Source organism: Sulfitobacter sp. 1A12056 (genome assembly GCF_043558125.1).
GTDB classification, from domain to species: Bacteria; Pseudomonadota; Alphaproteobacteria; order Rhodobacterales; family Rhodobacteraceae; genus Sulfitobacter; species Sulfitobacter faviae.
This window is the reverse complement of sequence record NZ_JBIFFY010000003.1, coordinates 315,592-329,232: the sequence shown is the minus strand read 5'-3', so window position 1 is coordinate 329,232 and position 13,641 is coordinate 315,592. Positions and strand designations below refer to the sequence as shown.

The window sequence follows — 13,641 nt, the reverse complement described above, 5'->3', positions numbered from 1 at the left end:
CTCGGTAAAACGTGTCTTCTTCATCGGAATCTCCTCGTTCATCCTGCCGAGAAAATTCTACTTCCGCATCCCCTTAAGATCGGGGGGGATTACCCCCTCTGGCCGGCATGGTGCAATTGGCTACCGAGTGCTGCGTGGGGAAACCGGTAAGAACGCCGCTGACATACTTGTGGCACTGGATGCGCTGGAATTGGTGCTATCCAAAGATATACGTTGTTTCGTAATCGCATGTTTTGATGGTGGTTTTACCCAACTTACCGCCAGACTTCAGTAGCACGGAACAAAGGTCATAGGGCTGGAGCTGTGCGGGGGATAATCATCTGACCTTCGCTCCAGAACTCTGCTTTACTTTTCTCTCCGAGAGATAGATTTCGAATAGATCGAGAAATTAGTTGTGCTGCCTCATCTAAATCTATTGCGCCGGTAAGAATATGGGCTACGTCAATATCGATACTCGCGCCCCAATCCTCTAACGTCCGTGTATTGCCACAGATTTTGATGGTCGGCGCAAGCGGCATTCCTGAAGGATTAAAGACGCCCATAGCAAACAAGGAAACCTGTGCACCTCCCAATATCATTCCAGACAATGACACTGGGCTAAAGAACGGGGTATCCATAAAGAATAACCCCTGCCCTTCTGGCGCTTCGGCGAAATCAAGACAGCCAGAAAACCGATTTTTACCGATTTTACACAAGGCGCCCATAGTCTTTTCTGTAAGCGTAGTCAGACCAGCTTCGATATTTTCCTGCGTAGGATTTACACCTCTATAATCGTGTCCATCGGCCAGCATCAGATTCTCAACAGATTGAATTCGCGCGATTATTTCCTTAGCAATAGCAGGACTATCGCAAGACTGCTCAACCACATGTTCGCCACCTAAGAACTCGGCTGTTTCTGACACTATCGCGCGACCACCTCTGGACAAAAGATGGTCGACAAAACGCCCGATAGCAGGATTGGCGCAAATCGCAGAAGTGGCATCCGACCCACCGCATTCCAAAGCAACAGTCAAATCTCTCCATTGAAGTTCGACCTTTTCATTCTGTGCTGCCTGATCAGATAGAAATTCCAGCAAATTCGCCATTTCAGAAACGGCACTTTCCATACCGCTGAAGCCCATTAACGCACAAACTTTTATAGGCTTCGGAAGGACTGAAAACTCAGCTTCCAACGCAAGTGCAGCAGCGCGATCATGAGTGACAACGAGAGCGGCGCCAACATTGGGATGCTGCACAACTCGTTTTATGACCTCCGCCTGCAGTGTTGCATCATTTCCACGAAGCCCTCGTTCAAATTGTGGCAGCAGTTCAAGCGACCCGGGAACCCTCTCCGCGGCCATCGCCACCGCACGGTCAGCCAGTGCCACCGTTGAGAAAGCAATGACATGATTTCTGATACCTGGCGCGCTATCGGTTCGCGCCCAACCCAAACCGGGTTCAGGCCACATTATGGACATGCACGTGCTCTCCAATGCAGATATCTTCGCTCGCGGTACCAATGGTGATACCGTACTTAATGATCGGTTCTCCCTTCCGAATTGCGCAGATTGCGACTTTGTGACCAAAGGGGACACCTAATGCACAGTCTTTACCGTCAGCCAAACGGTTTACCGTCTCTTTCGCATCAAGCACTGTCGTCACATTATCTGCGGTATGCACAGTTAAGGACATACGCCCCCCCCGAGTGATTGCCCGTTCTTCAGTCATGCGCGGTCTTTCCGGTAGACAGCATGCTCAGTAGTATAGAATTGAATGGTCGATGCCCCGTTTGATCCACCCACGCCGAGAGCACTGTCCTTGACACCCACAAACGGCATGTGGTTTTCGGGAAAGCTTCCAGCATTAACGTGGATCATTCCGCTTTCGCTACAATTAACAAATGCTTCGATCACTGGGCTCTGTTCGGAGTACAGACACGAAGATAGACCGAAAGCAACGCCATTGGCGATTTGGAGAGCCTCGTCGATATCTTTATAGCGAAGTACAGCGACAACCGGCCCAAAAACCTCATCGCGGGCGATCTCCATATCGGGCGTCACGCCCGAAATCAAAGTCGCCGGGTAGTAATGGCCGCCGGAGTTCGTATCTACTAAGGTTCCGCCGACTTCTATTGTTGCACCGGCAGCACGGGCTCGATCGACAAAACCAGCAACATCCTCCAGGTGTTGGCCTGAAGACAAGGGTGCGAGGCCGCTATTCGGGTCGGTACCATCGCCGGGTTTGAGAGCGCTAAAGCGGCGTGTCAGCCCGTCGATAACTGAATCAAAAATTTCCTCACGTACAATGACTCGGCTGATTGCTGTACACCTCTGACCCGACACTGCCATAGCTGCAGCAGTTATCTGGTCCAGCGCAGATCCAATATCCGAGGTGTCATTTAGGATGACTGGGTTTTTCCCCCCAAGCTCCAAGCTTACTTCGGACAAATGCGATACTGCCGCGATCGCAACTTTCTTGCCTACTTCTACGGAGCCGGTAAAGCTGACCGCATCAATACCTGGGTGCTCGCAAAGAAACTGTCCCATTCGTCCGGGACCAATTACAACTGTCAGTAATCCCTGAGGGAGAAAATCACGCGCGACTTCTTCGATGAGGACCACTGCCCCAGGGCATAGGCTGGCTGGTTTTAATATGATCGCATTACCATAGAGGAGCGCGGGCGCCAATTTGCGTATTGGAGTAGAGAATGGAAAATTCCATGGGTTAATTCCAAGAACGACACCGCGTGGCCGTCGAGTTGAATATGCTCCCACGCCGTGGGTTTGTGACGGCAGCACCTCTCCCAGAGGAGCGCCAGCTCGTGAAATCGTTGCACGGGCCTCTGCGAGACCCTTACCAATCTCACCTTTGGATTCGCGAAGCAATTTACCCATTTCCAACGTGATCCTCTCCGCAATCTCATCCGTACGTGCCTCCAGTGCATCAAAGAATGCACCCAAGATGCGACCACGTTCAGGTTGAGGAACCCGCGCCCAAGTCAATTGAGCTTCCCGAGCTCTATCTACTATTGCGTCAAGTTCACTGGCTTCGGTTTCGTCGTAATGCGCAACAATTTTTTCGGGGTGCGCTGGATTAGAAATTTTAAGTTTAGACATAACCTACCTGAGAGATCTAAGGGTTTCTGGCAGCCACAGACTGATCTGGGGAATGATAATTAAGATCAGCATGGCGATGACCAATGTTGCCACGTAGGGCAAAATTGCTACGGCGACCTTTTCAAACCGGATTTTGGCCAGCGAACTCGCAACGAAAAGATTTACGCCGAGGGGAGGAGTTAAGAACGCGATTTCGACTGTCACGATCAGAATGATTCCGAAATGAACAGGATCAATCCCATAGCTTTTTACCAGCGGAACGAGAATCGGCGCCAAAATGATGATAGCACTCATGGTTTCCATGAAAGTACCAATTACGATTAGTAACGCACAAATCAGGATAAGCAGTTTTACCGGACTATCAGTGAGGCCTCCAAACACATCCACCACGTCCTGCGGTATACGCTCCAAAGTTATTACTGTCGCAAAAAGTGTGGAACATGCTACAATGATCATCAAGGCGCCGGAAAGGCGCACCGCATTTTCGAAAGCTTCCATCAACCGCGCCCAAGTTAACTCGCGATACACTACAACACTTACAATCAGGGCGTAGACTACGGCGCAAACTGCGGCTTCGACAGGTGTGAAAAGCCCAAGATAAATACCGCCGAGGATAAAAAGTGGTAGAAAAAGCGCGAATTTCGCATTCCAGACAAGCTTGAGGATACGAGGTTTCGGTTCTTCGCCCGGTTCGTCAACTGGCGCCTGCATAACAGCCCCCGTACGGAGCGCCATAACATAAGCTACTACGGCAAGGAGTAGTGCAACCAGGATACCTGGAATGAGCCCGGCAGCGAAAAGATCCGCAATTGAGACATTAGCAATAATACCGTAAATGATCAGGGGGTTCGAAGGTGGGATCATTACACCGAGTGTCCCGCCAGTAGCCGAAACGCTCGCGGCATATGCAGGCGGGTAGCCGTACTTGACCATCGCCGGAATCATGATCGCGCCAATCGCTGCAACTGTTCCGGGGCCTGAGCCCGATATTGCCGCAAAAAACATACACGAAAAAATCGTTACCAGACCGAGACTGCCTGGAATATGGCCAAACGCGCTTCGGAATAGGCCGATGATGTCTCCAGTGATTCCACCCCTTTCCATGATGTTACCTGCAAGGATAAACCCTGGAATGGCGAGAAGCGGAAATTTATCCAATCCATTTAGTACATTCTGGGTGGCAAAGACCAATGGCGCATCGGTCATGTAGCTGATTACCAATCCTGTAATCCCAAGCCCGGCATAAATCGGTAGGCCGATCAGTAGTAAAATCGGGAACAGTGTCAGAAGCACTATGACGACATCACTCATGAAGAGTACCCCCAGTCATAAGTACCAATAGGTCTCTAAGGTGGATAAGGAATATGACAACGAACCCAGTACACATCGCCACGAATAGGTGGTTTTGATTGAACCCAATGGCCGGAGAAATATTGGGATACTTTAGCCCATCAAGGAAATTGAGCCCTGAAAATACCACCATAACCCCGGCGAAGCAGAGTAAGATGATTGTGTGCACAAATTGAATTGGACGCTTACCAATCCACTTTATCATTAACTCTGCGAATACGGTCACACGAAGGTGCGAGCGAGTCAGCGTGCTGTATGCAGCTGCAAAAAACACCATGGATATAAAGGCGAACCGGCTAATCTCTTCAGTCCAGTCAACTGCCAAATTTAATTCTCGCGCCGACACTTGCAGAAAAAGAGAAGCCACCATTAGGGCAATCCCAGCTGCAGATATTATGAACAAGATTGTCCTCAGGATTGCCATTTAGCAGATCTCCATCATTCGAGTTCCCGTCAGCCCGGATGGGCTGACGAAATTTCGTTTATGTAGGCTTCATTCGTCGCCGGGGTAACCGTCGAGGATTTCGCGTGCCTTCTCGACAACTTGTTCGCCATCCGGTCCGATCGCGTCATAGTAATCCGGCCAGATGGCCCGAGCCTTCTCCATCCACTCGGTCTCATCCTCAATCTTTGTTATTTCGATCCCGGCCTCGCGTGCCATGTCCCAATAACGCTCGGCATCTAAAGGTTGCCACCAGCGAATATACTGCGTTGCCTCTTCACCCGCTCGCAAGATTGCCTCTTGATGGTCTTCTGACAGACCTTGGAACCACCGTTCAGAAACCATGATGGGGTGAGTTAAGATTGTGTAATGAAAGGTGGTCATACGGTTGACTACCTCATTGAACTTCATGCCCATGACGTCGGGCACCGGGTTGTCTCCCCCTTCGACGACACCCTGTTGAAGGGCACTATACAGCTCCGACCACGCGATTGGCGTTGGTTTGCCGCCCCAAGCCTCATACGAGGCAATCATAATCGGGTTAGGGGGTACACGCATCTTCAAGTCGGCAAGGTCAGCGGGCTTTTCTATTGGATTGTCGGACTTGTAAAAGAACGACCGCCAGCCCGAATTTTCCCATCCGACGATGCGAACACCTGCCTCTTTAATGACGCGCGGCACGAGATAGGGCGTCAACTCGTCCTGAAGATAGTTTACTTGGTCAGTTGACGTCGCGAGATACGGCAGAATGAACACGTTAAGTGAAGGCGCGAGAGCTGCCGCGTTGTTGGTCGCGGGTAAGGTAACATGCAATGCACCTTGACGTGCCTGTTGCAACATTTCGCGCTCTCCACCCAACTGTGCGCCGGGGTAAATTTCGCCGCGAATCTCGTTGTCGGTATAGATTGCTACCAATTCTGCAAACCTTTTCAGCGTTGCAGTATGTGACGACCATTCCATGTTTACCGAATGGCCAATCTTCATTGTGATCTGATCTTCCTGCTCAGGGATCGAGCGCCAGTCGAACGGATTGTGCTCCTGAGCCATAGCTGGCAGCGCGAATATCGCTCCCGCAAGACCAACTGCCGCAGCATTAAAGAAATGTTTCATTATTTTCCTCCTCCTGTTAAATTTTACTGGGCAAATGGGTTGCTCCAGCTTCTCCCAGAATGATTGCGGCTCCCTTCTCCGCGATCATGTACGTCGGCGCATTGGTATTTGCGGAAGTGATTTTCGGCATGACTGAGGCATCCACAACGCGGAGCCCTCTTACGCCCCGCACTCTGAGCTGAGGATCAACGACCGAGCAATCGTCTGAGCCCATGCGGCAAGTGCCAACAAGATGGTATACCGTACCAGCCATACGCCGGACCGCTGCCAAGATCTCTTCGTCAGTCTGGACCTCAGACCCCGGCACGACTTCATTTTTCCAACGATCGCGGAAAGGCTGCTCATTATACAGCTGTCGAACGATCCGGACACCCTCGACTATGACATCCCGATCACGCTGGGTACTAAGGTAATTGAGTCGTATCTCGGGATCGGCAAACGGATCGGCTGACGTAATTTGGATGCTACCTCGGCTTTCAGGATGACATTGCCATAGCGAAGTGGTGAAACCGGAATAGCGGTGAAGAGGCGCACCCGGTTTATCTACCGACAGAGGCATTACAAACAGCTGAAGATCAGGGCGATCGCCTTGTGCATACTTTGTTCGCACCGCACCACCGACCTGCCCGGCCCCAACAGTCAAGGGCCCCCGCGCATTAAAAAGCCAATCCAGTCCGATGCCCGCAAGCTTAAGCGGATTCCACACATGATCGTTTAGAGAGTCTTTTTTGTCCGATAATTCAACTATGGTACGCATCTGGAGGTGGTCTTGCAGGTTCCTCCCCACCTCTGGCGAGACATGTTGCGGCTTAATTCCCGCCTTTTCGAGAACGGTTTCAGGCCCTATGCCCGAGAGCTGGAGCAGCTGAGGAGTTTGCACAGCTCCACCGCAAAGCAGCACTTCTTGGTCAGCGCGTACCTCATACTCCCTTCCCTCTTTTAAGTAGGCCACTCCAACCGCGCGATCGCCTTCAAATAGGATCCGCGTAACCTGAGCTCGCGTTCGAAGGGTCAAATTTTTGCGGGTTAACGCTGGCTTTAGAAATGCCGTAGCTGCACTATCACGCCATCTTCCCCGCAGCGTCAGTTGATAGCTTCCCACGCCATAGGACTCAGCACCATTAAAGTCTAAATTACTGGGGTAGCCCGCATTTCTTGCGGCTTCGAGCCAGTCATGACAGGCAGGATTCTCATTACGAAGGTCCGAAATGCTTAGAGGTCCATGAGCTCCACGGAACTGGGAAGGCGGACCTTGATAAGACTCTACGCTTCGAAAATAGGGCAGCACGTCTCCGTAGCCCCATCCATCTGCGCCAAGGGCGGCCCAATCGTCGTAATCTTCGCGCTGACCCCGGATATAAATAAGCCCATTTATCGAAGAGGAGCCGCCTACCACCCTACCACGAGGGCAATCCATTTGCCGTCCAGCGATCCCATCATCAGGTTGGCTTCGGTAAAGGTGTGAAACACGCTCATTATATATTGAACGAAAATAGCCAACTGGAAGTTTGAGCCAAAATCCGCGATCCTCCCCACCCGCTTCAAGAACGAGGACGCTGAAGTGACCGCCTGCGGAGAGGCGGTTCGCAAGGGTGGAGCCTGCGGTACCCGACCCAACTATGACATAGTCATATCCCTGCACTGCCTCGACCCCGCGATTAATTCTAAAGTTCTACTTATAGACATAAGTGCGATTCGGGGTTGCATACAAGCATAAAGTGCTAACAATAGGACTATACAACTTTTTTGACCACGAGGCCTCTTTGAAATGAGCCAAACGCCATTGAGACAGGGACGATCCCCTCTCTATCTCCAACTGACAGAAGTATTGCGACAGCGGCTTGCTCGCGGCGTTTGGGCGGAAGGCGAAAAGCTGCCAACCATCGAACAGCTTACCTCAGAGTACAAAGTCTCGAGAGTTACAGTACGCCAAGCAATTAAAATACTTGAAGAAGAAGGACTGGTTTTTGCACAACGTGGCCGCGGGACTACCGTTCTCGCGAGACCAGATGGCCTTCGCCCACTCAAGGTCGAAACCAGCCTAACAGACCTTGTAGAGATGTATCGCGGTGACGAGGCCGACCTTATCCTCTTGGATGACACAGAGGCAAACCTTCCAGAAGGTGACTACGATGGGTCAATATGCGATAGCGGATATCACATGCTGCGCCGCGTGCATGCGCGTAAAGCAAAGCCATATTGCATTATTACCCTCTACTTCGCTAAGCCCATTTTCGAAAAGCATGAAGCTCGGTTGCGGAAAGACCTTGCTCTACCAGTGCTTTGGGATGAACCCGAAATTAACGTCGCAACAGCGCGTCAAACGCTGCTCATCGATCGGTGTGACATGGAAACCGCGAAGCTGATCGATCTGGAAATAGGTGCGCCGATCGCCGAAGTACGCCGAGTGTTGTGTGACAACGATGGAACCATAATATATTTGGCAGATGTGGTCTATCGAGGCGACTATATCCGCTTAGATATGGACCTCTTGGCATGAATACGGGAATGTCTATTACCCGGATTAATGCTTTCGCATATCGCGCTCCGATCGACACTCCCGTGGAGACTTCATTCGGAATCATGCGGGACCGGCCGGCTGTCTTTGTTCGCCTTGAAACGGAAGATGGGGCATTCGGCTGGGGAGAAGTCTTTGCAAACTGGCCGTCTGCGGGAGCCGAACACCGGGTCAACTTGTTACGCGATGATATCGCGCCGCTTATCATGGGGCGACGATTTGAAGCGCCAGGGGACCTGTTCAAGTTTTTGGATCGCGCAACCCAAATAAGAGCCTTGCAATGCGGCGAGGAAGGGCCGTTCAGACAGGTGATTGCCGGGCTCGACATAGCGATGTGGGATCTGTTTTCAAGAAGGGCAAGTTTGCCAGTCCGGGAACTATTGAACGGTAATGCGCCCGCTGCTGTTCCAATTTACGCCAGTGGAATACACCTACATGCAGCTCAGGAAATTATCCAGAATGCTGCTTCCAACGGTTTCAGCATCTTCAAAGTGAAAGTTGGGTTTGGGCCCGATGAGACCGCTGCCGTTAAGGAAATCCTGTCGGAGCTTGCTTCGGACCAAACTTTAGCCATCGATGCGAACCAGGGATGGTCAATTGCTGAAGCAAGTGCCTTTTTGCAAAGTTTCAGCGCAGATGAGCTTATGTGGGCAGAGGAGCCTATGCCAGCTTACGCGCCGCTTTCGGACTTGGATCGGTTAGCGGATATGATTGATGTTCCGCTTGCGGGCGGTGAGAATATTTCGGGTTATCGAAATTTCGCACATGCAATTACGAAGAGTCCCATGGCCGTGCTTCAGCCGGATGTCATCAAGTGGGGCGGCCTTAGCGGATGCTACCGAATCGGATCAGCCACGTTAGCCTATGGCAAACGGTACTGCCCTCATTACTTAGGCGGCGGAATTGGATTGGCGGCCTCAGCAGAGCTGCTGGCCAGCGTGGGTGGAGATGGAATTCTGGAACTTGATGTTAATCCTAACCCGTTACGGGAAGAGATCGTGTCGACCACCCACCATGTGAAAGATGGAAAATGGAAACTGCAACATAGCCCTGGATTAGGGGTCGATGAACTTCCTAAATCCCTTCTGCGCTACAGGACTTCGTCTATAGAGCTAACTAAAGGCGGTTAAGGTAGGTTTGGCAGCGTTTATACTTCGGCGTCGCAGTGAGAGATGATCTCGTCGGCCCATCGGGCGAAACACACTCAGCTGCCTTTATAGCACCCGGACGACCGAAGCCTTGGTGAATGACACTTCAAGGACACACCCAGCGGCGTGGGACACCCATCTCATAGACCATTGAATTCTATAGGCTTCGTTAAGGGAGGGCGTGGGACACTGTGTTGTTAAAAATCAGCTACTTATGCTCAGGGTTCGATTCCCCTACGGGCTGCCACTTTTCTTCTCCAGAATTCAAAGACAAGCCTCCAGAGGCACTAAAGAATCCCCTCGGAATCGCGCAGCTGATCCGGGGTTTTGGCGCTTGCCCGCCTGCGCCCTGCGCCCAACTGTCGCCCATTTATCGCCCTGACATTATTGTGAGAATTGCGCGATGGCTGGTGGCTTGTGCCTCTGCAACCTCGCTATCCGAAGGCACATAAGCTTAGTGGCCGACACCTAAGACAGATGATTACCCGGAACTTCAGAACCCTATAAGTCTCATATTTATTAACGACTTAATATCTCATCTACGCCTGCGCACGCCCTCCCCTCCACCATCGAACGCCACACATCTGCACCCCATGGCGCCCCCATAAGGCCCTCAACTCACTCCTAAATTCCCACCTGCCCGCCGCCCCGCGAAACAGTCTGTTTCTGAGAAAAAGGATCGAATAAGGCGAAAAGGTGGTAACAAATGATACATATCCTACCTGAACGTATAGGCCGGATAGGTCGTTGAGACGGAGCGGTGCGAAGGCGCCGTGGCCGAAACGGTCCGAATGAATGCGATTGAACCCTGGGGGGTTTGGAATGAAGTACTTTGACGCACACAGCCATGCCTATGGCTCGATGGAAGTGATCGCCGGTCCTGTGCTGGGCCGTGCACAGCCCGCCATGGCGGGGACTGCGGTGCTGCCCGCGCCGCGGGCGCTGGCGGCCCTTCGTCTGCGTCCGACCGGCCTTTATGGCCGCTACGCGAAACCGCTTCTCGACCGGCTGCTGATCCTCGCGTCCCTGCCCATCGCCCTGCCGATCATCGCGCTTTGCGCGCTGGCGCTGTGGATCGAAAGCGGTCAGCCCTTCTATACGCAAAAGCGCCTTGGCCGGGGGGGCAAAGGATTCTCCATCCTGAAGCTGCGCACCATGGTGCGCGATGCCGACGCGGTGCTGGAGAGCTACCTTGCCGCGAACCCCGCGATACGGGCCGAATGGGACGAGATGCAAAAGCTCAAGGACGATCCGCGCATTACGCGGGTCGGCGCTTTTCTGCGCGCCACCTCGCTGGATGAGCTGCCGCAGCTGTGGAACGTGTTCAAAGGTGACATGAGCCTGATCGGCCCGCGCCCGATGATGCCCGACCAGCTTGAAATGTACGGCGATGCGAAAGCCTATTTCGCGCTGCGCCCTGGCATCACTGGGCTGTGGCAGGTCTCGGCCCGTAACAACAGCCGTTTCACCTATCGCAATGAGGTCGACGCCGCCTATCGCCGCAATCTGTCGCTGCCGATGGACCTGACCATTTTGCTGAAAACCGTCGGCGTCGTCTTGCGCCGAACCGGGTGCTGAGCGATGCTCGCCGCGCCCGGCAATTACGAGAAATCCAGCGCCTCATGTTCAAGAAATCGAAAGGGAAGACGATGAGAGACCTCTACGCATCCGATGCCCTCGGCGCGGACAACAGCGATGTGACGGCGCAGTTCGGCGGCCCGGGGATGCGCCACAGCATCCGCCCGCGCCGCACCGTGATCGACCATGAAGATGAGTTCGACGGCGATTTCTCCGAAGGCGACCTGACCTTTGAAGACAGCCTGCCCGCCGCCCCTGCCGTTTCCCGCTACATCGGTGACGACCGCGCGCCGCGCTGGCAAGATTTGCCCATCGCCACCCCCGGCCCCGGCGGCGACATGCCGCTGGTCGACGATCATCGCAACAGCGCCGCCGCGCGGGCCTTTGACCTGCTGCGCACGCGCCTGCGTCAAACCACGTTAGAGCATCGCTGGGTCAATATCGCCATCACCGCCCCCACCTCGGGCTGCGGCAACAGCTTTTCGGCCACCAATCTGGCGCTGAGCCTGTCGCGCGTGCCGGGATCGCGCACCGTGCTAATGGACATGAACATGCGCAGCCCCGGTCTGGCCCGTGCGTTCGACATGCAGGCCCCCGGCGCGATGAGCGATCTGCTCAGTGGCCGTGCCGACCTCGGCAAGGGGATGCTGCGGGTAAGCGATACGCTTGCCCTCGGCCTGAACGACCGGGCCGAAGTGAACGCCGCCGAAATCTTGCAAGACAGCGCCACGGCGGAGACCCTGCTGCGCCTGCGGGCCTCCCTCCAGCCGGAAATCGTCCTTTACGACATGCCGCCGATGCTGGAGCATGACGATCTCTCGGCCTTCTTGCCGCAACTAGACGGTGTTTTGCTGATCTCAGACGGCAGCCAGACCATGGCGCGTCACCTGCGCGAGTGCGAACGGATGCTCGAAGGTCAGGTTCCGCTTTTGGGCATTGTGCTGAACCGGGCGCGGGCCTCTAGCCTGCCGAAATATGCCTGACACCCCCTGTCGCCGTCCTTGCTTGCGCCCTATTATCGCCCAAGTCATCTGATCTAGGCGGGGAAACTCCGCCGGGCAACGGTCGGGGGCTTTGGGCAGGTTGGAAAGAGGCACATGGGACCGATCTATACATTCGATGACTTCATCGACATGATCCGCCGCCGCGCGGGCGTGATCATTTTGATCACGCTTCTGGGCTGTATCGCCTCGGTCTATTGGGCGCTTGCGACGCCGCATGTCTACCAATCCTCCGAAGTCATCCAGATCGAGCAGCCCAAGATCGCCAATGATCTGGCCCCCTCTACGGTCGAAGGGTCTTCGGCGCGGCGTTTGCAATTGATCGAACAGCAGTTGATGGCGCGCGGCACTTTGGTCGATATCATACAACGCTTTGATCTTTATGACGATCTGACCGCATTGCGCATGTCCGAAAAAGTCGATCTGCTACGCCGTTCGGTCACCATCACCGGCGTCGCCGCCCCGCGCGAAGGCTATGCGGATGACGGGACCATCTCGGTCATGACCTTCACCGCCGAGATGGACAACCCCACCGATGCGCAGGCCGTGGCCCGCGAATTCGCCGACCGCACGCGTCAGATGTCCGCCGCCCGACGCCAGAGCCAGACGCAAGAAACCTTGGAGTTTTTCCAGCGCCAAGAGCAGAACCTGATCCGCGACATTTCGGAGCTTGAGGCCGAACTGGCCGATTACCGGGCCGAAAACGACCTGTCGCTCGAAGGCAGTCTTGAGTTTCGCCGCGGCGAGATCAGCAGCCTCAATGACGCCATTCTTGAACTTGACCGTGAAATCATCGCCACGCGGCTGGCGCGCGATCGGGTCAACCCCGATGCCCGCGCCGCCACCATCGCCCGCGAACAGGCCGAGCTGGATGCCACGCTCGAAAGCCTGACCACGCAGCGCGATCTGCTGCAAGAACAGCGCGAGACCCTGACCGCCAGCCTACAAACCTCGCCCGAGGTCGAGCGGGAGCTGGCCCGGTTCGAACGCCGTCTGACCCAGTTGCAAGACCAGTTGGAGGTGATCACCGCCCGCCGGAATGAGGCGGAGGTGGGATTCTCTCTCGAATCCGATCAGCGGGGCGAGAAGCTGATCACCTTGGAGCAGGCCGAACTGCCTGATTACCCCGTATCGCTCAGCCGCAAGAAACGCGCGGCGGTGGGCGGGATGGCCAGCTTGGCGCTGGCGCTGATCGTGGCTTTCCTGCTGGAACTGCGCCGCCCGGTGATCCGCTCAGCCCGGCAAATGACGCGCGAGACGGGGTTGATCCCTGTCGTCTCGATCCCCGACCTCAGCCCCCGCGAAAAGCGCCGCACCTTGGGCAAGGTATGGCAGGAACGCTTGAAGGCCGGCAAAGAGGGCCGCGCCGCGCGCATGGCCCGCAAACAAAAGGGCTGAA

The 13,641-nt window shown here is 54.4% G+C and carries 13 protein-coding genes; 6 read left to right on the top strand and 7 right to left on the bottom strand.

Annotated elements, in window-relative coordinates; genetic code table 11:
- Window positions 1–274: NYN domain-containing protein (locus tag ACGYLD_RS09750; protein ID WP_394402333.1), on the top strand; the 274-nt coding region annotated here is incomplete at its 5' end.
- A 13-nt stretch (window positions 275–287) separates the two neighbouring features.
- Here the strand turns inward: ACGYLD_RS09750 and ACGYLD_RS09745 are convergent.
- The 7 genes from ACGYLD_RS09745 to ACGYLD_RS09715 form a co-directional block, all read right to left on the bottom strand.
- A complete protein-coding gene (locus ACGYLD_RS09745) occupies window positions 288–1,448 on the bottom strand; it encodes a UxaA family hydrolase (protein WP_394402348.1) in 1,161 nt (386 codons plus the stop codon).
- Window positions 1,438–1,707, bottom strand: a complete 270-nt coding sequence (locus tag ACGYLD_RS09740; protein ID WP_271693321.1) for a UxaA family hydrolase — start codon at window positions 1,705–1,707, stop codon at window positions 1,438–1,440. Before ACGYLD_RS09740 ends, ACGYLD_RS09745 begins: the two co-directional genes overlap by 11 nt.
- A complete protein-coding gene (locus tag ACGYLD_RS09735) occupies window positions 1,704–3,095 on the bottom strand; it encodes an aldehyde dehydrogenase (protein ID WP_271693320.1) in 1,392 nt (463 codons plus the stop codon). Before ACGYLD_RS09735 ends, ACGYLD_RS09740 begins: the two co-directional genes overlap by 4 nt.
- 3 nt (window positions 3,096–3,098) lie before the next feature.
- A complete protein-coding gene (locus ACGYLD_RS09730; RefSeq protein WP_271693319.1) occupies window positions 3,099–4,406 on the bottom strand; it encodes a TRAP transporter large permease in 1,308 nt (435 codons plus the stop codon).
- Window positions 4,399–4,815 carry a TRAP transporter small permease gene (locus ACGYLD_RS09725; RefSeq protein ID WP_394402345.1) on the bottom strand — a complete coding sequence of 139 codons (417 nt, stop codon included), beginning with the start codon at window positions 4,813–4,815 and terminating at the stop codon, window positions 4,399–4,401. The genes ACGYLD_RS09730 and ACGYLD_RS09725 overlap by 8 nt, the downstream gene beginning before the upstream one ends.
- 123 nt (window positions 4,816–4,938) lie before the next feature.
- Complete coding sequence (locus ACGYLD_RS09720; protein WP_271693318.1) at window positions 4,939–5,997, bottom strand: TRAP transporter substrate-binding protein; 1,059 nt, start codon at window positions 5,995–5,997, stop codon at window positions 4,939–4,941.
- 16 nt (window positions 5,998–6,013) lie between these two features.
- Window positions 6,014–7,639, bottom strand: coding sequence for a GMC family oxidoreductase (locus tag ACGYLD_RS09715; protein ID WP_271693317.1), 1,626 nt, complete (start codon window positions 7,637–7,639; stop codon window positions 6,014–6,016).
- A 126-nt stretch (window positions 7,640–7,765) separates the two neighbouring features.
- Between ACGYLD_RS09715 and ACGYLD_RS09710 the strand changes: the two genes are divergently transcribed.
- The 5 genes from ACGYLD_RS09710 to ACGYLD_RS09690 all read left to right on the top strand — a co-directional run bounded on the left by ACGYLD_RS09710 (window position 7,766) and on the right by ACGYLD_RS09690 (window position 13,640).
- Entirely contained in the window at window positions 7,766–8,497 is a 732-nt protein-coding gene (locus tag ACGYLD_RS09710) for a GntR family transcriptional regulator (RefSeq protein ID WP_271693316.1), read from the top strand.
- Window positions 8,494–9,645, top strand: a complete 1,152-nt coding sequence (locus ACGYLD_RS09705; RefSeq protein WP_394402327.1) for a mandelate racemase/muconate lactonizing enzyme family protein — start codon at window positions 8,494–8,496, stop codon at window positions 9,643–9,645. The genes ACGYLD_RS09710 and ACGYLD_RS09705 overlap by 4 nt, the downstream gene beginning before the upstream one ends.
- An 879-nt stretch (window positions 9,646–10,524) precedes the next feature.
- Window positions 10,525–11,241 (top strand): sugar transferase, encoded by a 717-nt coding sequence (locus ACGYLD_RS09700; RefSeq protein ID WP_394402342.1) that lies wholly within the window; start codon window positions 10,525–10,527, stop codon window positions 11,239–11,241.
- A 71-nt stretch (window positions 11,242–11,312) separates the two neighbouring features.
- Window positions 11,313–12,224: a CpsD/CapB family tyrosine-protein kinase gene (locus tag ACGYLD_RS09695; RefSeq protein ID WP_394402324.1), complete on the top strand. Its 912-nt coding sequence runs from the start codon at window positions 11,313–11,315 to the stop codon at window positions 12,222–12,224.
- 114 nt (window positions 12,225–12,338) lie between these two features.
- Complete coding sequence (locus tag ACGYLD_RS09690) at window positions 12,339–13,640, top strand: GumC family protein (RefSeq protein WP_394402321.1); 1,302 nt, start codon at window positions 12,339–12,341, stop codon at window positions 13,638–13,640.
- Window position 13,641 lies beyond the last annotated feature (1 nt).